This window comes from Bradyrhizobium sp. USDA 4541 (assembly GCF_024171085.1).
In the GTDB taxonomy this organism is placed as follows: domain Bacteria; phylum Pseudomonadota; class Alphaproteobacteria; order Rhizobiales; family Xanthobacteraceae; genus Bradyrhizobium; species Bradyrhizobium australafricanum.
Map to the genome: position 1 here is coordinate 4,497,821 of NZ_JALJZF010000001.1, position 21,426 is coordinate 4,519,246.

General features: G+C 60.5%; 21 protein-coding genes and 1 pseudogene. 12 read left to right on the forward strand and 10 right to left on the reverse strand.

All coding sequences use genetic code 11. From position 1 onward, the window contains the following. The first annotated feature begins 521 nt into the window (after positions 1–521). A complete protein-coding gene (locus J2R80_RS21135) occupies positions 522–767 on the forward strand; it encodes a hypothetical protein (protein WP_141342256.1) in 246 nt (81 codons plus the stop codon). 342 nt (positions 768–1,109) lie between these two features. Continuing rightward, positions 1,110–1,313 (forward strand): cold-shock protein, encoded by a 204-nt coding sequence (locus J2R80_RS21140; protein ID WP_253589748.1) that lies wholly within the window; start codon positions 1,110–1,112, stop codon positions 1,311–1,313. An 820-nt stretch (positions 1,314–2,133) separates the two neighbouring features. Here J2R80_RS21140 and J2R80_RS21145 read toward each other — a convergent pair. Both J2R80_RS21145 and J2R80_RS21150 read right to left on the reverse strand, forming a co-directional pair. Continuing rightward, entirely contained in the window at positions 2,134–2,391 is a 258-nt protein-coding gene (locus J2R80_RS21145) for a hypothetical protein (protein ID WP_141342258.1), read from the reverse strand. 98 nt (positions 2,392–2,489) lie between these two features. Further along, positions 2,490–2,867, reverse strand: coding sequence for a hypothetical protein (locus J2R80_RS21150; protein WP_253589749.1), 378 nt, complete (start codon positions 2,865–2,867; stop codon positions 2,490–2,492). 204 nt (positions 2,868–3,071) lie between these two features. Between J2R80_RS21150 and J2R80_RS21155 the strand changes: the two genes are divergently transcribed. Next, positions 3,072–3,317, forward strand: a complete 246-nt coding sequence (locus J2R80_RS21155) for a hypothetical protein (RefSeq protein WP_141342260.1) — start codon at positions 3,072–3,074, stop codon at positions 3,315–3,317. Positions 3,318–4,245: 928 nt separating this feature from the next. Here J2R80_RS21155 and J2R80_RS21160 read toward each other — a convergent pair. Together J2R80_RS21160 and J2R80_RS43745 are read right to left on the reverse strand one after the other, a co-directional pair. After that, positions 4,246–4,512: a DUF3892 domain-containing protein gene (locus J2R80_RS21160; protein WP_141342262.1), complete on the reverse strand. Its 267-nt coding sequence runs from the start codon at positions 4,510–4,512 to the stop codon at positions 4,246–4,248. Positions 4,513–4,710: 198 nt separating this feature from the next. After that, positions 4,711–5,142 (reverse strand): zincin-like metallopeptidase domain-containing protein, encoded by a 432-nt coding sequence (locus tag J2R80_RS43745; protein ID WP_375162656.1) that lies wholly within the window; start codon positions 5,140–5,142, stop codon positions 4,711–4,713. Between the two features lie 243 nt (positions 5,143–5,385). Between J2R80_RS43745 and J2R80_RS21165 the strand changes: the two genes are divergently transcribed. The 4 genes and pseudogenes from J2R80_RS21165 to J2R80_RS21175 all read left to right on the forward strand — a co-directional run bounded on the left by J2R80_RS21165 (position 5,386) and on the right by J2R80_RS21175 (position 8,596). Continuing rightward, positions 5,386–5,634 carry a hypothetical protein gene (locus J2R80_RS21165; protein ID WP_141342263.1) on the forward strand — a complete coding sequence of 83 codons (249 nt, stop codon included), beginning with the start codon at positions 5,386–5,388 and terminating at the stop codon, positions 5,632–5,634. Between the two features lie 69 nt (positions 5,635–5,703). After that, positions 5,704–6,510 (forward strand): cyclic nucleotide-binding domain-containing protein, encoded by an 807-nt coding sequence (locus J2R80_RS21170; protein WP_309143766.1) that lies wholly within the window; start codon positions 5,704–5,706, stop codon positions 6,508–6,510. A 219-nt stretch (positions 6,511–6,729) separates the two neighbouring features. After that, a complete protein-coding gene (locus tag J2R80_RS43285; RefSeq protein WP_256527858.1) occupies positions 6,730–6,858 on the forward strand; it encodes a hypothetical protein in 129 nt (42 codons plus the stop codon). Between the two features lie 150 nt (positions 6,859–7,008). Beyond that, a pseudogene (locus tag J2R80_RS21175) lies at positions 7,009–8,596 on the forward strand (DUF3300 domain-containing protein). 937 nt (positions 8,597–9,533) lie between these two features. Here the strand turns inward: J2R80_RS21175 and J2R80_RS21180 are convergent. After that, the gene (locus tag J2R80_RS21180; protein WP_076826007.1) at positions 9,534–10,052 is read right to left on the reverse strand and encodes a GNAT family N-acetyltransferase; all 519 of its coding nucleotides are present in this window, start codon (positions 10,050–10,052) and stop codon (positions 9,534–9,536) included. 116 nt (positions 10,053–10,168) lie between these two features. Between J2R80_RS21180 and J2R80_RS21185 the strand changes: the two genes are divergently transcribed. The 4 genes from J2R80_RS21185 to fabI are packed head-to-tail and all read left to right on the forward strand — an operon-like array spanning position 10,169 to position 15,379. Further along, positions 10,169–12,379 (forward strand): DUF3141 domain-containing protein, encoded by a 2,211-nt coding sequence (locus J2R80_RS21185; protein ID WP_141342265.1) that lies wholly within the window; start codon positions 10,169–10,171, stop codon positions 12,377–12,379. A 26-nt stretch (positions 12,380–12,405) separates the two neighbouring features. Continuing rightward, on the forward strand, positions 12,406–13,371 hold the full coding sequence (locus J2R80_RS21190; protein WP_253641002.1) for a phosphate acetyltransferase: 966 nt from the start codon (positions 12,406–12,408) through the stop codon (positions 13,369–13,371). A gap of 5 nt (positions 13,372–13,376) precedes the next feature. Continuing rightward, positions 13,377–14,591, forward strand: coding sequence for an acetate/propionate family kinase (locus tag J2R80_RS21195; RefSeq protein WP_076826004.1), 1,215 nt, complete (start codon positions 13,377–13,379; stop codon positions 14,589–14,591). Continuing rightward, complete coding sequence (gene fabI, locus J2R80_RS21200; protein ID WP_076826002.1) at positions 14,588–15,379, forward strand: enoyl-ACP reductase FabI; 792 nt, start codon at positions 14,588–14,590, stop codon at positions 15,377–15,379. Before J2R80_RS21195 ends, fabI begins: the two co-directional genes overlap by 4 nt. A 17-nt stretch (positions 15,380–15,396) precedes the next feature. Here the strand turns inward: fabI and J2R80_RS21205 are convergent, their stop codons facing one another. From J2R80_RS21205 to J2R80_RS21225, 5 genes are all read right to left on the reverse strand, one after another. Next, positions 15,397–15,855, reverse strand: coding sequence for a MaoC family dehydratase (locus tag J2R80_RS21205; RefSeq protein WP_057016850.1), 459 nt, complete (start codon positions 15,853–15,855; stop codon positions 15,397–15,399). Between the two features lie 32 nt (positions 15,856–15,887). Further along, the gene (locus J2R80_RS21210; RefSeq protein ID WP_076826000.1) at positions 15,888–16,538 is read right to left on the reverse strand and encodes a 3-oxoacid CoA-transferase subunit B; all 651 of its coding nucleotides are present in this window, start codon (positions 16,536–16,538) and stop codon (positions 15,888–15,890) included. Positions 16,539–16,541: 3 nt separating this feature from the next. Further along, positions 16,542–17,189 (reverse strand): CoA transferase subunit A, encoded by a 648-nt coding sequence (locus J2R80_RS21215; RefSeq protein WP_076825998.1) that lies wholly within the window; start codon positions 17,187–17,189, stop codon positions 16,542–16,544. 92 nt (positions 17,190–17,281) lie between these two features. Next, positions 17,282–17,887, reverse strand: coding sequence for a hypothetical protein (locus J2R80_RS21220; RefSeq protein WP_076825997.1), 606 nt, complete (start codon positions 17,885–17,887; stop codon positions 17,282–17,284). Beyond that, complete coding sequence (locus J2R80_RS21225; protein ID WP_253639336.1) at positions 17,884–18,810, reverse strand: alpha/beta fold hydrolase; 927 nt, start codon at positions 18,808–18,810, stop codon at positions 17,884–17,886. Before J2R80_RS21225 ends, J2R80_RS21220 begins: the two co-directional genes overlap by 4 nt. 128 nt (positions 18,811–18,938) lie before the next feature. On the opposite strand from J2R80_RS21225, the gene J2R80_RS21230 reads away from it, so the two are divergent. Then, complete coding sequence (locus tag J2R80_RS21230; RefSeq protein WP_253589753.1) at positions 18,939–21,425, forward strand: alpha/beta hydrolase; 2,487 nt, start codon at positions 18,939–18,941, stop codon at positions 21,423–21,425. Position 21,426: the final 1 nt, after the last annotated feature.

A 21,426-nucleotide genomic window follows, 5' to 3' on the forward strand; every position in this document is an offset into this window, starting at 1 on the left:
CCAAGTTGTGCTTGTCGCTGGCAATGACGCCCAAGACAACAATTAGGCTTGTTGTCACGCGGCCCGAGCCGCCGCGTGGGAACTGGCGTCAACGATTCCCACGACCGTTGCCGGCATCGCCGCCGTGCTCCGGTACGCGAACGAGATGGAAGATGAGGGCGACGAGTGGCCCGACACCGACACCATTGGCCCGGATGGCTGGCACTACCAACTGAGGCAGACGATCGCCCGTGCGGCAGTCAACTTAGGACCAGTATAAAGGTCCCAGGAAAAGACGCCGCCGGTCTCACGAATACACGCCCGGCGGCGTTTTCTTCCTGAACTGGGACACTGAAATCGCCAGCCTCAAGTGTGCTGCACGACCAATGCCACAGGGGAATGACAGGCTCGACGAAGCCGCCGCCTCAGTAAAGCGCTGCCTCAGGATCAAGTGCGCGTGAAATGTGAGGCCGTTCACACTCGATAATCGCGAGCTGATCTAACGCAAGCGCCGGGTGGCAGCTCGGTGTCGGAGAATCGTGATGCCGTTTTTCAAAAGCCAAAGCTGGTCGGCAACAGCCGCCGCTTCGGTGGTCAGTATTGTCATCGTGGCGGCGGTTGCTTTTGCGGTCGTTGGTTATGTGGAGTGGTCATCGGACGTTAATTTGACCCACTTCATGGGCGAGACTGCCGCGGATGCCTCAACGCCGAGTCTACCGCCCAAGGGGCGAACAGGTTGCGAGCAGGGCAATAAGCCGCTGCCGACACTTTCCCTACCGCTCGAATGAGTGGCCTGCAGCGCCCAACTAATCTCCCGAGAAACTACGCCGCTGGGCTCGAAATGTTTTGTCCCGGCCGCGGAATTTCAGCTGGTCAGCAATGCCAGCAACGGTAACAGCACTCTCGTCACGCCCGTATGACGCAGGTCAATGCTGCGCAGTGGTTGCGCGGTAGGTCGCTCCGAAGCCTAGCGGTCCCAAGAAAATCGAGGAGCTGACAAGCGGGGCGGCGCACCCGCTCCTCCGAAACGTTACCGTACTTATACTGTTGCCAACGGTCCCGTATTGGGCCTTGCGGGATGCCGCGCTGTCGAACTAGGCTGCCGCCATTCCTCAAAGGAGATTTGTCTAGTGGCGATTGGTACTGTGAAGTGGTTCAACCCGACGAAGGGCTACGGTTTCATCCAGCCTGACAACGGTGGCAAGGATGTCTTTGTGCATATTTCGGCCGTTGAGAAGGCGGGACTGAGCAGCCTCAACGAGGGTGCAAAGGTCAGTTACGAAGAGCGGGAAAACCGCGGCAAGACGTCAGCCGAAAATCTGCGGGTGGGCTGACACCGGGAACAAGTGGCAGCGCCCGGGTTCAATTCAATGCTTCCGTGGTTTCAGTTGCCCAACCCCGACTGCGGGAGATTGAAATGCGGCCCCGACGCGCCGGCGTCGGGGCCATTCTCATGTGTGCCGAGTATGAACGACAGCTTGGAGGTGGAAGTCCTCTATGCTCGGCGATGTTTGGCGTTCTATGAGCGAACCCCCAGCCGCCGAGTGCCAAACGATCTGACGATCGTTACAGCATAGACGCGCGAAAGCAGCCCTTTCGAACTTGCCGTTCGGCGGCGTGCGTTCACTGGATTTCGCCTTCAGCCCGATCTCGACCAGCCGGCGATTGGCCTCGGAGCGCCGGGGAGGTCAGCTTGGTTACGGCGCCGTTCGCGAGCCGCCCATCCTCGGGCCCATCCTCGGCGAGACGCCTATCCTCAGGTGGCCCCGATGGCGATTAACGAAAAACCAGCCGCCGTATGTTGAGTCCCACGTCGGAGCAGTTGCATCGTAGGCGAGAGCAGCCTCTTGGTCTGACCGACGCCTGAGTCGCTCGGCCTCGATTTGTCGCCTCTCAATCGCGAGCTGTTTTTCAATCTGAATCTTTTCAGAAGCCCGCTGGTTTCGTGCACGCATCTCGGCATCGTCGAGGACCTCACCACCAGGTCCGTATACATGCTCAAAGTCCCCGGTGATCACCCGCACCTGCTGGGCAACCGATGGCGACGCTGCAACTAGACAAGTCGTAATGAAGATTGCTCTCAGCACGGCAGACCTTCTCTGACTGACGATTAGTTGGTAGCCGAATTCTCTGGAGCCGGTAACGGCGCGGCTATCATCCTTCGATAATGAGGCGACCCAAGAACGCATTGCAGGCCCGCTCGGCTTCAGCGAACGTGCCGAAGGGCGACCCGGACACTTGAGCTGCGGGCATATTCAGAAAGTCGGGGCGATATGACGCAACAAAGCCCGGCTCTCCATGCAACCCGGGTCGACTCCGGCTCTCGTTGCTGATAACGAATGAGTAGTCGTCGCTGCTTGCGATCCACATCTCCAAATCGCCAGTCCAGACCTGGCTGAAGTGCAGGGCCATTTTACCCTCCACATTTGCCGGGCAAAGCACCCGCGGCTCCCCAATCGGCAGGTCGCGATTGTCTCAACATTCAAGCAGGATGAGCCGCTGGCTCGCTATTAATAGCAAGTATACTCCTGCTGGCTGGCTGTTGCGAGGCAATAGCCATAACTGGCGCTGTACGGGTAGCCGTAGCCATACGGATAACCGTAGCCATACCCGTAGTCGTAGCCATACCCATACGGGTAGCCGTATCCGTAGGGGTAACCGTAGGCAGCGTAGGCACCCGCCAAGCCCAGACCTATCCCAAGTCCAACAGCGGCCGCTCCAAACCCGCCTCCGCGCCAACCACCGCCGCGCCAGCCGCCGCCACCAAATCCGCCATGAAAACCACCATGAAAACCGCCGCCGCCGAAGCCTCCACGCGCAGAGGCAGCAGTCGGTGCAAACGCCACGGCGATAACTGCGATCAGTGAGATTAGGATTTTCCTAAACATCGGACTCTCCCAGCTTTTAGAAAGTCGCCCGATTCTAAAACACCTCACGTTCGTTTTGGTTGCTGAACTACCTGGTCCAACCGCCGACGTCGGGAGAGCTCCCTGGCCACGCTCATCAGTGTGTCCCGCCGAGCCCGGAATAGCCGACCATGAATACCTGTACGAACAAGCTAGCAGCCAAGACTGGCAGCAGAGAGCAATGGGATGAGCGAGCAACCGCAGGATTGGCGTCGCCGACAGGCAAGTCAGATTACCTGCCAGCTGCCAGAGTATCGCGAGGACGCGCTGGCGGTGCAGCGCTTCGCCGAGGAGTTGGTAACCGGCTTCCTGTCTGAATCTGAAACCACCTGGATGTGGTTCCGAATCTTCGCGTGCCTGAACGGCGCTCCCGAAAACCAACCTCGCGCAACTGTCCGCGATTTAGCGGAATCCCTGGCCCGGAATTACTGAAATCGCCGTCCGCGAATTACCGAAATCGGTGTCCGGAAATTGCCGAAACACGCAGCCTGTGCAGCGAAGACGGTGAGACGGGTGGTCTACGTTCGCCATATTGTCTGTCACGACAATCGGGTTTTACTTGTCAATCGCGACAAATGCTGGATAGGCGGCCATGAATGTAAGGTGGCGGCTGCTGCGCGTGTAGACGAAGCGCGTGACGAAGAACACAACTGCCGCACTCGGCGAATTGTGTCACATGCGCCGGACGGCGTGACGTTATGGGTGGTGCAGCTTGGTGGTTGCCAATCGGGTTTACTTTTCCTCGGCTGGCATCAGCGCCACTCACGACGAAAGCTACCAGTGTGGCGGCGCTCGCTGTCAGCCGAGGATGATGACGACTTGCTGGACTGACTTACCGGCCAAGATCGGTGACGGCGTCTCTCAGCAGCAAGGCTAGCCGGCTCTCGCATTCCGACATTGCGGCAGGATCGGATGTGTCGTCGACAACGATTTGTCCGCTGACATAGCCATCTCGCGACCTGACATCGAAGTTCCGGCAGATCACGGGCTGGTGGAGGGCATTCGTCGCTCTCTGGAGCGGTCCCCATTCGATAATTGAAGTCATCTTAGATGTCCCCGACTCACGTGGGCAGGCAAATTCTAGCACCGTTTGGTTTGCCGTGGTGGGAATTAACCTCGCGTCTCCAGCGACACGCCTAGGATAAACGCCTTAGCGATCGTAGCGCTCTTCGTGCGCTTTAGCCTTTTTGCGATTTTCGCTGCGCCCAACTTTTGCTTCGCTAACGCCTTAAGGTCGCGAACCTCGTCCGTTGTCCACTTGCGGCGAATTGCTTTTCTATTTTTGGCCACGTGGCGCTCCTTATTGAGAGGAGCGCCGTGTAGCACATTGCGCGATGTAGGCAACCCGGTCAGGACAAGTTCATCGACACTCCGGCAGGGCTAAGAGATTGTCGTTGTAGTAGCCGTCAGCATGGGTCCGAACATATTTGCCGTTCGGTCCATTTACGACTCCCACGTCGGCTCGCTTGCCGCCGACCATCGTGAAGAATGTGTTGGCCCCGCTTTCAATTGATTGGATGACTTGTGATCGCGGCCACTTCCAGTTGATGCCTCCGAGATGCGTGATGCCCTCGTGCGGATCGTTTCGTGGCTGCTTATTGATGCAGGTCACCTGTACGTCTGGCAATTTCCCCTCCCAATTAGCTCTTCTTCGAAAGCTCAATTTGGAGCCACAACTAGAGGGAGATGGAAATAGGACATTGGTATCAAAACGAGTGGTGCGTCGTTTCCCCCATTCTAATGTGTGCCGCAGCAGCGGCGTTTAAAATCGGAGTGCTCACTTATTGCATCTTCAACCTTTGGCTGCTCGACCGCTGGCGTGGTCTCATCCACCCCATGGCCTTCTGCAGCAGCCAGTCGGCCGCCTGGGAGGCGTAGGACGCAAGGCTGAAGATAGCCCGGTTGTCGCCCTTGAGGACTTCGAGCCAGCCTTGCTGCAAGCTGGGGACTGGGCTTCGATATAGCTGTAACCGAAGTGAGCCGCTATGAACGCACTACCGAGTTCGGCGACGCATTCCTCGGCCGCCTTGGCATTGCTGAACACCTTCGCGTTGAACTTGTGGTTCAATCGTAACTGGTGCCCAGTGGCGTGGATCGGTTCGTGGCCAACGTCGAGACAAAGTCGTCGTCCGAATCGAATGCGGAATAGGCCGGCATCATGACTTTGCCTCGTGCGGGGTAATAGGCCGGTTTGGTCTGTCGCCTCGTAGTGCACCGGAATGCCACTCGCTGGAAGAACCCTTTCGATCCTCGTCATCGGCACAAGCCGTTGAAATCGCAGCAGATGCGAACGCCCTGCGAGCGCACCATAAACCCACGATACAACGTCGGTGATGAACTCCACGCCGGACGATCGCGATACACCTCGGGAGCTTGGCGAACGCCAAGCGCCACTGCTGGCGTGGTGCGCACCGCCTCATGCACCGGCCACAGATTGTAGTGAGCCACGTACAGGCTCACGACTGCTGCGTGGTGATCCAGATTCTTTGAGAAGCCGTTCGTGAGGCGCGCAAAGCGCTTTTCCGTCCTCGCCAGCATTGTAGCCGCGGCGATCGGCAAAGGCTTCATTGGCGGCACCGATGCGCTGGAAGCGGTCTTTGCCCAAGCGCTGGTGGGTCGCACCGTCCTCGCGCTGGTGACGCATGCGATAATTCGGGTGGCGCTGGCAGGAGGCTTGCTGGTGGTGCTGCCGACGGTCGCCGGATTCCTATTTGTACTCTATCTCGCTCGCGCCGAGTCCTTCGTTTGAGTTGACGAGCGCAATGGTTTCATCCGGAATAGCCGCTGCCGGTATTGGCTCACACATTGGCGAAACCAAATGATGCTTAGCGCAGACGTGTCCAGCATGCTGGACCGCATTCTAGATGCAGCAACCGATAACCTCAGGTTCGCAAAGATTCTGGTTCAGATGGGGCTCGATCCCAACAACGTGACCTGGGACGCCATCTTCAGCCGGCTGCTGGAAATCGTTCTGCACAACATCACCCTGGCAAACATGTTCGCCCTGGTCGGCGCGATCTTCTTTGTCGCCACCCTGCTGACGCAGACCATGGTGCCGCTCCGGGTCGCTAACATGATCGGTTGCGTATTCTTCGCCATCTTCGGTGCGCTCACTGGAGCCGTCACGACATTTCTTCTTTATCTCCTGATGGTTCCCATCAACGCCTACCGCCTTCGTCAAATGCTCGCTCTCGTGAAGAAGGCGCGCGCTGCAACACAGGGCGACATGTCGATGGAGTGGCTCAAGCCGTTCATGACCCAGCGCAAGTATCGCAAGGGTGATATCTTGATGGAGAAAGGTGACGCAGCCAACGAAATGCTGCTGACAGTTACCGGCAGATTCCGGGTCGTCGAAATCAACGTCGATGTTCCGCCGGGCCGCCTGATGGGCGAACTCGGCTTCCTCACGCCTGACAACCGCCGGACCGCGACGATCGAATGTATCGAGGACGGCCACGTTCTAACCATCACCTATGAAAAGCTGCTCGAGATCTACTTCCAGAACCCGCAGTTCGGCTATTACTTCCTTGTCTTGACCAGCCAGCGCCTACTGGAAAATCTCGCGCGGGCCGAAGCCATCATTGCGCAGAACAGGATCGCGGTGCAGACGGGCTCCGCGAACTGACGGCGGTCCGGCTCGATAAACTCAATGGAGGCGGGTATCCAACAGACGGTTCCCCGACGGGTTAGTGCAGCGTACCAGGGCGCGCGAAAAGGCGAGAACCGGACGTCAGCGAGGCCCGGGACCGAGCGTGCGCCGCCTTAGTTCGGGCTTGGTCTCGGTTGCTCACTGCTCGCTGGTTTCGGCATGGCGGCGAACGCGGGGCGCAGTTGGATACATATGGTGATATTTGCAGGAACCCTGACGGTCGCGCTCTACATCGTCACGGACATGGAGTATCCGCGCCTCGGTCTCATTCGGATCGAGAGCTTCGACCATTTTCTTGCCGACGCTTATGAGCGGATGAACTGAGCCGCTAGGCGGGTGGAGGAACGGATCGTCGCTCCGTTCCCTTCGGGAATACGCGCGGCAGGCAGCCACGTTAATCTAAGTCAAGAACGCGTGACAGGGACACTGGATGCTGTTGCTGGTTCGCCGTTGTTATGAGGAGGGACGCGCGACATGCGGATCATCAGAACAATATGCTGGATATGCGCCTTCCTCGGATTATTGCATGTCGGCCTTCCTGCGCGAGCACAGACAAACGACCAGGGGCCGCAAACGCCGAGCAATGCACCCGCGCCGGTTCCCGAGCAGCCGGCGCTAAAGCCGGCTGAGCTCGAGGCGCTGGTAGCGCCCATTGCATTGTATCCCGATACGCTAATGTCGAATGTGCTGATGGCATCGACCTATCCGCTGGAAGTGGTGCACGCGGATCGCTGGATGAAGCAGAACAAGAACCTCAAGGGAGATGCCCTCAAGGCCGCGGCGGAGAAGCAGGATTGGGACGCGAGCGTCAAGGCGCTGATTGCGACACCGTCCGTACTTCAGATGATGAACGAGCGGCTCGAATGGACGCAAAAGCTCGGCGAAGCGTTTTTGGCTCAGCAACAGGACGTGATGGATGCCGTGCAGCGGTTGCGTTCAAAAGCCTACGACCGGAAGAAGCTGGTCACCACGAAAGAGCAGACAGTGACGGTAAAAGCAGAGCAGAACCGGCAGTTCATCTACATTGAGCCCGCCGTGGCTGACAGCATCTACGTTCCTTATTACGAACCGCAGGTGGTTTTCGGCGATTGGCCTTACTCCGACTATCCCGCTTATCCCTATTATTGGGGCTATCCCGACTACATCGGTGCCGGCATCATCGCAGCCGGCGTTGCCTTCGGCACAGCCTACGCACTGGGGCGGTGGGCCACCGGTGGCTACTGGGGCGGCGGCGGATGGTGGGGCGGCAGCCGGGTCAACTGGGTTGGTGGAGCTAATCGACATCAATCGCGGCGCTCGCGTCGAGCACTGGCAACACGACGTAAGGCATCGACAGGGTGCACGCTACAACAATTCGAGCCTGCAACAGAGGTTCGGCAGCGACAATCAGAGGCCCGGTGGCGATCGGCAGAGAGTGCGGGCAGGCGCCGATCGTCCGAACGTCGGAGACCGGGCCCAGCGCGCCGACCGCGCTCAACGCTCCGACCGCGGCCGAGCAACAAACAGGCAGGCAGGCGCGGGCAGGACGGCCGGCAACCGCCAAGCGCGTAACCGCTCGACGGCTGCCAGGAACGCAAGATCTGGTGGTCGTGTGGCGCACCGTGGAGTTTCCAGAGCTGCCCATTTCAGGCCAGCGGCGGGCCGCGGCGGCGGTGCGCGGTTCGCTGGCGCTGGACATCGAGCTGCAGCATTCCGAGGCGGCGGTGGTCGCGGAGGCGGGGGATTTCGTGGGGCTGGGTTTCGCGGTGGCGGCGGGTTCAGGGGTGGTGGCGGCCGTGGCGGCGGGCGGCGATCGGACATCAATCTCAAGCACGACGTGGTGCTGCTCGGTCGGCTCGACAACGGTCTCGGTTACTACCGCTTCGCATACAACGGCAGCGACAAAACCTATGTCGGAGTGATCGCTCAGGAAGTGGAGGCGGTGAGACCCGACGCGGTCACACGCGGCCGCGACGGATATCTGCGTGTCTACTATTCCCGGCTCGGCCTCAAGTTTCGGTCGTATGGTGGTTGGGCCGCGTCCGGAGGCGTGCTGCCGAACACTGGCGCGCTGCCGCGCTGAAGACCGCGCCCACGGTCGGCTGCTCCAAGCGCGGATTCGCTGGCCCTAAACTAGCCAGCGGATCGGGGCTGGATCGCCGAACCAACCGGCAACCCCAGCTTTGAACGTGCTGGCCTGTTTCCATCCACAGTGGTCCGCTTTGATTTTTTGGAGCGACCTAGTTTGGGTTTTAGCCCTGTGGCAACCAAGCCTAGGCCGATGCTCTCATTAGAGATATCGAGAAGCCTATTCAGTGTTGTGGGTGTATAAATTCCTGCGTTGCAATTCGCGCTCATTTCGCGCATGCGCGTTTGATCCAGACAAGTTTGTTTCTCCAATTGAGGTGGCGGTGATTGCACTATGCAACCGCGTTCGATCGGATGTGTAGAGTCCCAACCGCAACGCAGGAGTTGCGGTCATGGGCAGTGATCTCCTTAGAAGCTTTTGTATTGTACTCTTTGGACTAAGCCCGCTCGTCATCATCGGCATCGCGATGTTCTTGCCGTAAGGCACTTGGCGCACATGCGCCGCCGCCCGGGCCGGTAGACGCCCCAGCACGCGCGCCCAACTTTTTGAGTTAAACAGCACGGCCGCCTCAGTTGGCGGCCTTATTCGTGCAGGAAACCCGGATGCATTCGCGTCCAAATGTCCGGCACGGAATGACAAGAACTGATGGCACGCAAGGGCTAGACTCGCGGCTTCTTGAGAAGGGGTTGCCAAGTGCCGTTCTCGCGGAGCCAGTCAGTCAAGTTGAAGGTCGCACAGTCCCAGATCTCGATGCTCGGTTGAATGGCATTTGTTTCCAATGTGTCGCGTGTTTCGGTGCGGCGGACGATCGGGGGGCTGCTCTTGGCTCGATCGTCTGTAGGCGCTTTCCTCATGGCAAGTTCCTTCGGGGTCACTGAGCAGTTTGCGGGCGGCATCGTCGGCTTACAACCCTCGGCGAAGAGCCTCGCGCTTACAGCGGTAGCGCCAAACAAATGACCTGGGGATCCCTTCCGCGTCGGACTTGAAAGCCAAATTTGGCGAAAACCCTTCGCATCGCCGTGTTCTCTGGCAGGACTTCGGCGACGAGCTGCTCGAGCCCAGCCGTGCGCGCCAGGATGAGGAGGTGGTGCATGAGCAAGGTGCCGACGCCCTGTCCCTGATAGTCGTCGATGGTCACGAAGGCGATCTCGGCCATTCCGGGATCCATGACGACGTAGCGACCGCCGCCGATGATCACCTCGTGTTCGTCCTCGTCGGCAAGCGCGATCAAGGCGACGTGATTGGCGAAATCGATGTTCATGAAGAAATCGACCTCCTTCTTTGAGAAGCTTCGCTTGGGGCCGAAGAAGCGACGTTGCAGCGACTGGCTACTCGTGCGGCCAACGGCGGCCAACATGTCGTCCTGGTCGTCCGCTCGTAACATGCGGATCTCGACGCTCCGGCCATCGCGCAGGCGTTCGCTCGCTGCATAATTCTCAGGCACGGGCATCAGCCTATCCTCCCGGCGCAAGAAAGACGTACGGCTGGGGCTCGTGGCTTGACCTAAATCAACGATCCGGTGCGCGTGACGCTTTCAATCGGACTGTCGGCGGAAGGACCGAAACGATGTCGCTGGACAATCTGCAACTCCCGGGCGGCCCGATGTCAGGGGTCGTCGCCAAGGCCGTGGAATATATGGTGGATGCCGGGCAGCGTAGCGTACTGCTGCTGGACATACTGCGGCAGCGCGGCGATCAGTATCGCGAGCATGTTGCCCAGACGGCGCCCCACGTCCTGAGCTATGCAGCCGAGCTCATCCTGGACGGTCGCACGCTCGAGCAGCCGGTCAACTATGCGTTGGTGCGCATCATCCCGCCCAAGGGTGTGGAAATCGACCTCAAGCGGCGGCCATTCGTTGTCGTCGACCCGCGTGCGGGCCATGGACCGGGGATCGGCGGCTTCAAAGCCGATAGTGAGATCGGCGTCGCAATGAAGGCGGGGCATCCCTGCTATTTCATCGGCTTCCTGCCCGAGCCAATGCCGGGCCAGACCATCGAGCGCATTGCCCACGCTGAAGCAATCTTCATCGAAAAGGTCATCGAGCGGCATCCCGAGGCTGATGGGAAACCATGTGTGATCGGGAACTGCCAGGCCGGCTGGGCGATCATGATCCTCGCCTCGTTACGGCCGGAACTGTTCGGTCCGGTGATCGTGGCGGGCGCGCCGCTCGCTTATTGGGCTGGCGTACACGGCAAATACCCGATGCGCTACTCCGGCGGACTGCTCGGCGGAAGCTGGCTGACCGCGCTTTCCAGCGACCTCGGCGCCGGCAAGTTTGACGGTGCCTGGCTGGTGCAGAACTTCGAGAATCAGAATCCGTCGAACACGCTCTGGACCAAGCAGTACAACGTCTACTCCAAGGTCGACACCGAGGCCGACCGCTATCTCGAATTCGAGCGCTGGTGGGGCGGGCACGTCAACCTCAATGCCGAGGAGATCCAGTTCATCGTCGATGAACTCTTCATCGGCAACAACCTGGGTGCCGGCCGGGTCAAGATGTCCGACGGGACCACGGTCGATCTGCGCAAGATTCGTTCGCCGATCGTGGTGTTCTGCTCGAAAGGGGACAACATCACGCCTCCGCAACAGGCGCTGCACTGGATTCTGGACCTTTATGCTGATGTCGACGAGATCAGGGCACATGGGCAGACCATCGTCTATACCGTGCATGAGACGGTCGGCCATCTCGGCATCTTCGTTTCCGGTGGCGTGGCCAAGAAGGAGCACGCGGAGTTCTCAAGCAACATCGACCTGATCGACGTGCTGCCGCCCGGCCTTTACGAAGCGACGTTCGAGGCGAGGGGATCCGACACGCTCAATGATGAGCTTGCGGTCGGGCAGTGGGTGATGCGCTGCGAGGCCCGCACACTCGACGACATCCGGGCGATGGGCGGGAACTCGCCGGAGGATGAGCGGCGTTTCGAGACTGCCAAGCGTGTCTCGGAAATGAATCTCGCCGCCTATCAGAAATACGTGCAGCCCTGGGTCAAATCGATGGTGACGCCACAGATGGCGGAGATGATGCGCAACTGGCATCCGCTCCGCCTGCAATACGAGGCGTTCAGCAGCGAGAACCCCTGGATGAAGATGGTGGAGAGCGCCGCGGAGAAAGCGCGCGACGACCGCAAACCCGTCGCCAAGGACAATCCGTTCCTGGCGTTCCAGGAGCGGGTATCGCAGCAGATCGTCAGTTCGCTCGATCAGTGGCGTGACTCGCAGGAGGCACTAAGCGAGGCGATGTTCCTTGCCGTTTACGGCTCGCCGGCGCTGCAGGCCGCGGTCGGGGTCGATCCGCAGTCGACACCCTCCCAACGCCGCGACATGGATCCAAAGCACCGCGAGCTCTTGCAAGCTCGCGTAGCGGAGCTGACTTCCAGGATCGGCTCCGGTGGTATGCGAGAGGCCGGCATTCGGGCCTTGCTTTACGTCGGATCGGCCCGGGGCATGGTGGACGAGCGCAGCCTCGAAGCGCTGCGGCGGCTTCGCCAGGCCGATGAGGCCGCGCGCGTGACGCTCGCGGAGTTCAAGATGTTGGTCCGCGAGCAGTTCTTCATGCTGCTGCTTGATCGGGAGGCCGCACTTGCGGCCATTCCAAGGCTATTGCCGGACAGCATGGACGAGCGCCGCAGGGCGTTTGCCGCCATTCAGGACGTGTTGTCGGCAAGCGCAGAGATATCCGGTGAAGTGGCCAGGCGATTGAAGCAGGTCGCCGGGCTGTTCGGGCTCGACGGTTACGACAACACCGTCCCTTTCGATCCGAAAGCCCGGGCATCATAGCAATTCAGAGCGGAGCGATGGGTGTCATGGCAGCCGGACCGAACGAAGCCCAGCCGGGATCGAAATATGATCGCCTCATCGTCGCCGCGAAGGGCGTTCCCTCGGTCTCCACCATCGTGGTGCATCCCTGCGATGAAAGCTCGCTGCGAGGGGCGATCGACTCCGCCGAGGCTGGAATCATCAAGGCGGTTCTGATCGGTCCGGCCGCGCGAATCCGGGATACCGCGACAAAGCACAATATTGATATTGCGGGCTATGAGATCGTTGATACGCCGCCAACTGAGGCTGCTGCCGCGGCCAGGGGCGTCGAGTTGATTCATGAGGGGCGAGGCGAAGTCCTGATGAAGGGCAGCCTCCACACCGATGAACTGATGCGCAGCGTGACGGCAAAGGTCGGTGGGCTGCGCACCGACCGGCGCATCAGCCACGTGTTCGTGATGGACGTGCCGGCCTACGCCGAAACGGTGTTCGTCACCGATGCCGCCATCAACATCTTCCCGGACCTCGACGCCAAGCGCGATATCATCCAGAATGCCGTCGATCTCTACAATGAGGCCGGTTTCGGCACGACACCGCGGGTGGCGATCCTGTCGGCGGTCGAGACCGTCACGTCAAAGATTCCATCGACCATCGAAGCGGCCGCGCTCTGCAAAATGGCGGACCGCAAACAGATCACCGGCGCGCTGCTCGATGGTCCGCTGGCCTTTGACAATGCGATCGACCTGGAAGCGGCGCGGATCAAGGGGATCAGGTCGGAGGTCGCCGGCCGGGCGCAAATCTTGGTCGTGCCCGACCTCGAGTCCGGCAACATGCTGGCGAAGAATCTGGCCTATTTTGCCAAGGCCGATGGCGCCGGCATCGTGCTCGGCGCGCGGGTGCCGGTGGTGCTGACGTCGCGTGCCGATTCGGCGCGGTCACGGATGGCGTCAGCCGCGGTTGCATGCCTTTACGCGGATGCCCGGCGTCGCCGTGCTCCGATCGCCGCCGCGTGACTGCCATGGATACGATCCTCGTCGTCAATGCCGGCTCCTCAAGCGTGAAATTCCAGGTCTTCGCGGTGGAAGGCGAGGGCCGGCTGCGGCGGCAGCTGAAGGGCCAGATGGACGGCATCGGCAGCCGGCCGCGAATGCGCGCCAGCGGCTCAAGTGGCGAACCGCTGGCCGACCGCGCCTATCCGATCGAAGCGGTTGCCGACGTTCCTGCCGCCATGTCCGTCGCGGGAGCCTGGCTGAGGGAGGAACTCAACATCAACCCTGTGGCCGTAGGCCATCGGGTTGTTCACGGCGGCCCGGATTACGCGCACCCGGTGCTGATCGATCCTGTGGTCGTGTCGCGGCTGGAACGCTACGCGCAGCTGGCGCCGCTGCATCAGCCGCACAATCTGGCGCCCATCAAATCCCTGCTGACCAATTTTCCGGCCCTGCCGCAGGTGGCCTGCTTCGATACGGCGTTCCACCGTGATCATGACCCGCTGGCGGATCATTATGCCATTCCGCACCAGCTGTACGCCGAAGGCGTCAGGCGCTACGGCTTCCATGGCCTGTCATACGAATATGTGGCCAAGCGGCTGCCGCAGGTGGCGCCGGAGGTCGCGGTTGGACGTGTGATCGTGGCCCATCTCGGCAGTGGCGCCTCGATGTGTGCGATGCGGGCAGGCCGGAGCGTCGAGAGCACGATGGGATTTACGGCGCTCGACGGCCTCGCGATGGGAACGCGGCCCGGCCAGATCGATCCCGGTGTCGTCCTGCACCTGCTCACCGAGAAGGGAATGTCGGCCTCCAAGGTGCAGGATTTTCTCTACCGCGACTGCGGCTTAAAGGGACTGTCCGGCGTCAGCAACGACATGCGCGAGCTCGAGACAAGCGGAGACCCGCAAGCTGCATTTGCGATCGATTATTTCGTCTACCGTGTTGGCCTTAACGCCGGCATGCTGGCAGCCGCGCTGGAGGGACTCGACGGCTTCGTCTTCACCGCGGGGATCGGTGAGAACTCCGTTTCGATCCGTGCTCGCATTGCCGAGAGGCTGTCCTGGCTTGGGATCGCGCTGGATCCCGCCGAGAATGCGCGGCACGCGACCAGGATCTCCGGACCCGAAAGCCGAATCCCCGTATTCGTCGTGCCGACCGATGAGGAACTGATGATCGCGCAGCATACGCTGACGCTGCTCATGAACCAGCCATCGCCCAATCCTAAACGCGAGAGAGTGTCATGACCATCCCGGTTTATCCTGAGACCAGTGTCGCGCTGAAGGGCAAGAAGGGATTGATCGTCGGCATCGCCAATGACCAATCGATCGCCTGGGGCTGTGCCAAGGCGTTTCGGGCGCTCGGCGCCGAACTCGCCGTCACCTACCTGAACGAAAAGGCCAAGAAGCACGTCGAACCGCTGGCCAAGGCGCTGGAATCGCCGATCTTCATGCCGCTTGACGTGATGGTCGAGGGCGAGACCGAGAAAGTGTTCGAGCGGATCCAGAAGGAGTGGGGTCAGCTCGACTTCCTGCTTCACTCGATCGCGTTCTCACCGAAGGACGCCTTGCATGGCCGTGTGGTCGATGTGGATCGCGCCGGCTTCCAGAAGACCATGGACGTGTCCTGTTGGTCGTTCATGCGCATGGCCCATCTCGCCGAACCGCTGATGAAGAACGGCGGTACGATGTTCACCATGACCTATTACGGCAGCCAGATGGTGGTGAAGAACTACAATGTGATGGGCGTCGCGAAGGCGGCGCTTGAGGCAGCCGTGCGCTACATCGCGGCCGAGCTTGGGCCGAAAGGCATTCGGGTCCACGCCATCTCGCCAGGACCACTTGCCACGCGCGCAGCATCCGGCATTCCCGAATTCGATGAGCTGATGGACAAGGCGCAGTCGCAGGCACCGACGCGCAGCCTCGTCAGCATCGACGACGTCGGCAAGGCCACGGCGTTCCTCGCCCTCGACGGCGCAAAGCTGATCACGGGAGACGTGCTCTACGTCGATGGAGGCTACCATATCATCGATTGACGCACGTAAGCTCGGGGTCAGCTGTAGTGCAGGCCGATGACCTCCGCTACGCAGGCAGGGCGGGCACCGCCCTCCATCTCGATCACAACGCGGTAGTGCACTCTCAGCCCATTCGGCGGCACGTCTTCGGCTTCCGCGATGCCGACGCGACCGCGCAACTTTGATCCGGCGGGCACCGGTGCCAGGTAGCGGATCCGGTCCGCGCCATAGTTGAGCGTGTTCTTCAACCCCTTCAGGCCCATCACCGAGCGGATGAACATCGGCGTCAGGCTCAGCGACAAGAGGCCGTGGGCGATGGTCTTACCTCCGGGCATTTCGGCCTTCGCGCGTTCCTGATCGACGTGAATCCACTGCTCGTCGCAGGTCGCGTCGGCGAATTTGTTGATGCGTTCCTGGGTGATCTCAATCCATTCGCTGATGCCGACCTCGGTGCCGACCGCCGACTTGAGTTCGCCAAATCCGTTGAATATCCGCATAGTCCTTCTCGCTCTGTTCTGGCTCGCTTTCGTCAGAATGCCATTTCGGGAACGGCATCGGGAATTGCGAGTTCCGCCTCCGTCACCGCCAGTACCTCGGCGACCGTCAGGCCCGGCGCCGTTTCCAGCAGGGTCGCCTTGCCGCCGGGGAAGGCGATGACCGCCATATCTGTCACGACAAGGTCGACAGGTCGCGCTGACGTCAGCGGCAGGTTACATCTGGCCACGATCTTCGACTTTCCTTTTGCCGCATGTTGCATGGCGACGATGACCCGCTTGGCACCGCTGACGAGGTCCATGGCTCCGCCCATGCCCGGCACCATTTTGCCCGGGATCATCCAGTTAGCCAGATGCCCCGTGGCGTCGACCTGCAGGCCGCCGAGCACCGTGATGTCGACATGACCGCCACGGATCAGGCCGAACGACATGGCGCTATCGAAGGTCGCCGCGCCCGGCAAGGCGCTGATCGGCTTGCCGCCGGCATCGGTCAGCAGCGGATGAGCCATGCCCTGCTCGGGAATTGGGCCCGTGCCGATCAGGCCGTTCTCGGACTGGAAGTACACGTTGAGCCCTGCAGGAACGTAGTTCGCAACCAGGGTCGGAATTCCGATGCCGAGATTGACGAGGTTACCCGGCCGCAGTTCTTTCGCTACGCGACGCGCAATGATGGTCTGTGCATCCATGGCTCACCCGTTCGCAACGAGATAGTCGACCAGCGGTCCCGGCGTGATTACGTGATCCGGAGCAATCACGCCGACCGGAACAATATGTTCGGCGGTCACGATCACCGTGTCGGCCGCCATCGCCATCACTGGATTGAAATTTCGCGCGGTGAGGGCATAGGACAGGTTGCCGGCGTAGTCGGCCAGGAAGGCGTGGACGAGCGCGAAATCGGCGCGCAGCGCGGTCTCCAGTAGATATGGTTTGCCGTCGACTTCGATCTTCTGCTTGCCTTCCTCGACAAGCGTGCCGACGCCGGTGGGCGTCAGGACGCCGCCAAGACCGCATCCGCCGGCGCGGATCCGCTCGACAAAGGTGCCCTGCGGAATAAGGTCGACCGTGATCTGCTTGCCCAGCATCTGTTGCTGGGCTTTCGGATTCAGCCCGATATGAGTTCCTATCATGCTCGACACCTGGGTGCCGTCGAACAGCTTGCCGACACCCTTGCCGGGAGTGGCCGCATCATTGCTGATGAGTGACAGGCCCGATTTCTTCTGTCGGACCAGTTCATCCAGCAGGCGCTCCGGCGTGCCCACGCCCATGAAGCCGCCGACCATGATGCGCGCGTTGTTCGGAATCATCGCAACAGCTTCTTCGGCGGATACGGCCTTCATGATTGGGCTCCGGCAATTGATCCGAGGCGGGATATCCCGGTGAACACTGTCGTTTGGCGAAGCGGCTACGTTGATCTGGGTCAAGGCCCGCGTCATTCGCCGTCGGCGCGGTGGCTAATCCCAATGCTATCCAGCATCTCCGCCCACAATTTGCGCACCTGTCGATGCCGATCGTTCACGGCCGCGCTGACGGCGTCGCGGACGGGCTTGAGATCGTCACCTTTCAGAAAATGGATCTGGGCCTGGATCAGCCGGCTGCTTTCAAATTCGATCCGGCGCAACGCCACGACAAAAGGATCATCTGCCGACGCCTCGACCGGCAACAGGGCGGCGGGCCGGATGGCGCCGTGCGCGGCATGCCCGAGGGCCGCAATGTCGATTGTCGTGGCAAGCCGGCGATCGGCAACTCTGGAAACCGGGTTGGGCGCCCAAGCCAGTTCCCATATCAGCGTGTTGTAGAAGGCCATGACATCAGGCGTCCACGAGGTGGCGCGCAGGAGAAGGGAAACGATCTCCGTCTCGCGATGCAACTGTGTGTTCAATTCGGTTTGCCAGCCGGCCTTGAACTGGCCCGGCAAGGCGAGGGCCAACTGTCGTGCAAGCGCGCCATGCACCGAGACCAGGAATGATGCCACCCGAGTTTGCTGTAGCGGCGGTACGCGACCGGAGGAATCGAGCGGGCCAAGGAACTGGTTCATGACGTAGCCCTTGGCACCGGAATCGCACGCAGGTGGTCGAAGCCGGCCGGGAAGGGCATCATCTCGCCACCGGCGTCGTCGGGTGCGATCCATACCGTCTGCTTACCCTGCCAGCGCCCCGCTAGGACGTCTTCGGCGAAGCGTGCGAGCAGGTCGGCCGTCAGTGCGGCCTTCTCGAGGGTGAAGGCGTGGTAAGCGTTGGGGATGATGACTAGTGAGCTGTCGGCAATGTGAGTGCGCAGGGTTTCGTGAAGCGAACGCGGCGTGAGGAAGTCAAATTCTCCGTTGAGGATCATCGTTGGCGTCCTGATCGACGCCAGTTGTGGTGTCAGCGGCTGGAAGTCGAGGAAGGATTCCATCAAGTTTTGCACCGCATAAACGTCATTGATTAGCCAGCCCTGTCGCTTCACCGCGTCGAGATTGCCGAGCAGAGGCTTGAGCCAGGAGTCCGAGAGATTCATCGGAAGCAACAAATCCTGCAAATAGCTGGTTCCGCCCAAGATCAGCCCGGTGCGCAGCGCATTGCCAAGCAGCAGAAGTTGCGGCGACATTTCTGCGAAGGCACTCATAGGCACCAGGCCCGACAGCCTGTTGCTGTGCAAGATCGCGTAGCGCAGCGCGATCAGTGCGCCGAAACTGATGCCGCTGAGGAATATCGGGCCATCACCGAGTTCATCAATCAGGAGCCGAAGCGCCTTAACCTGATCATCCTGGCTGATAAACAGTTCTGGTTTGGCCGAGGCGCCCTGACCGAGCAGATCGAAAGTGGCGACACGAAATCCTTTGCCAACCAGCGTGTGCCGATAGGCCGCCCAGAGCTCCGAATATTGAGTAAGCCCGTTGACGAGCACATAGGCCGGCGCGTTCGTGGCACCGTCTAGTTCATAACGGATGCGGTGCGAGCCATGCGAGAGAAACGGCATTCGCTTCACTTGCTCAATGCTTTCGGGTGTCAAATTGTGGTGCGCGCCCAGCCGCACCCTTGACCTAGGTCAACGTCGGCCGCGCGGTCCCGACGGAACCTTCCCAAAATCGGTCAGGGAGGCATTCCATGAGGCGTCTTTTCATTGGCCTGCTATTGCTTGCCGTAAGCGCATCCGTTGCGGCTGCCCAACCGTTCACGCGCCGCTCGTCGCAAGTCCAGCATGATGGCCTGAAGCAATATTACGAGATTGCCGACTTCAAGCTCGGCGGCAAGTATGACCTGGCCAATCCGTCCAAGTGGGAAAATGGCGGCGAGGGTGGCGTGACCCTTGAATCGCTCGGTGGCGGTAAGCTGCGCACTGCCTACATCGCGGTCGGTAAGCCGCGGCGCAACGCCGCAGGCGAGATCACCAATGCCGTTGTCATCAATTCATATTACTCGGGCGACTCCACCGACATGTATGAGCAGTGGGTCAAGGGCGCCGCGCTGTCGGGTGGCGTTCCGATCATCGGACCCGGCCGTCCGATCGACACCGACCGCTATTATGTCGTGATGGTCGATCCGCTCGGGACCTGGGGCGCAAGCAAGCCATCGGATGGCCTCGGGATCAAGTTTCCGCAGTACACCTACTACGACATGGTGCAGGCGAATTACCGGATGCTTCGCGATCATTTGAAGATCGCCAGGGTCGCGCTCGCGGCCGGCGTCTCGATGGGTGGCACGCAGACCTATGTCTGGGGCGTCATGCATCCGGAATATGTCAGTGCGCTGATGCCGATCGGCGGCACGACACAATCGGACGCCGGAGATCCCGTCGGCAACTGGACATTCCAATTGATGACGGCGGCGATCGAGTCGGATCCGGTCTGGCAGCAGACCAAGGGCGACTACTACAACCTGCCCAAGGAGAAGCACCCGCTGATGGGCATGGCGTTCGGCTGGTCGGTATTGGGTCTGACCGGTTACGATCTTTCATACCGGACTACGCAGGCGTTCACCGCGGTGCAGCCGGAAATTTTCTATTGGGATCCGCCGAACGAGAAGGCCGGGCTCAACGTGATCAATCGTTCCAAGCTCTATGACGCTGTTGACCTCGTATGGCGCAACCGCGTGGGCGAGCTTCACAACATCAACAATGACCTCGGTCGCATCCAGTCGCGCACTCTGGTCATGCACATCAAGAACGACCTGTGGCTCAACTTCAAGCTTGCCGAGAAAGCGGTCGAAAACATCCCGGGCGCCGACCTGATCGCCGAAGAGAGCCCGGTCGCGCATTACGGCGTGTTCTCGATCATCAATGGCCACAAGAACGACCCGAAATTCGTGGCGTTCATGGATGACGTCGCCAGCCTCGACAAGGCGCAGCAGTTCGTCGACAAGAACTTCCGCACGCCGGGCGTGGCGTCCGACATTGATCCGAAGAAATCCTTCTGGAAGGACTACGTCACCTATCCCTATCCGGTGAAATACGCGAATGCTAAGGACGCCAAAGGAACGATCTGGCAGATCGGCTACATGGATGAATACTACGGCAGCGAGAAGGATCCGAAGGTCCTCGTCATCATCCACGGCAAGGGAGCGTTCGCCGGCCACTACGGCAATATCATGCAGTACGCCCTGCGCAGTGGGTTGCGCGTGATCGCGCCGGACCTGCCGCACTACGGCATGTCGGGCCCGGGCAATCTCGACAAGAGCCCAGCGCGGACCATGCAGGACATGCGTGAAGTGGTCTATGACGTGATCGTCAACCAGCTCAAGGTCAAGCAAGCGGCCTACCTTGGCCATTCCCTGGGCGGCCAATTGATCCTCGGCTACGCGCTGACATATCCGGACGCGGTGAAGAGCCTCATTCTCGAGGCGCCCGCGGGCCTCGAGGAATATCCGCGCGAGGTAACGATTGCACCGGGCAAGACGGCTAAGCTGTTCGACGCCTCGCTCGCGGGTAACTTCGACAAGTGGAAGGATGTCTGGGGGCCGACCCAGGTATTAGCCAACGAAATCGCGCGGCCGGAGCAGAACATTCGCGACTTCTTCTATTTCAAGAAGCGCGATCCCGCTACCGGCGTGGTCGGGCGCAGCAAGAGTGGCTACTTCATGAACGACAGCGAGTATGCGCGGTTGCATACCGAGCAGCGTATCGGCCTCATCAAGGGCAACCCGAAGGAGCTCGAGCAATGGGCCAACGTGTACATTCTCGACATCTACGGTATGGTATCGGAGTTGCAGCAGGATGATCCGAAGAACCTGTATCGGCGGCTGACCGACATCAAGGTGCCCATTTTCCTGGCCTTCGGCGACAAGGAGCCGTTCATTCCCGGAACGCCCTTTAATGGGTTGAAGGACCTCGGTCGCGACATCATCACCCCGTTCATGACGCGGATGACGCGCGCGAACAACCGGCCGATCCTGAAAATCTATCCTGACACCGGTCATTTCATCCACACCGACAATCCGGTGGAATTTCCGGCTGACGTGACCGATTTCGTGATGACCGGCAATCTCGACACCAGTTCGCCGCTCGAGACGGACAGAATTATCAACGGCGTGGTGTCGGCGATGGCTGTTGCGCCGACGCCGGACGGACCGAATCCGACAGCCGGATTGAATAAGTGAC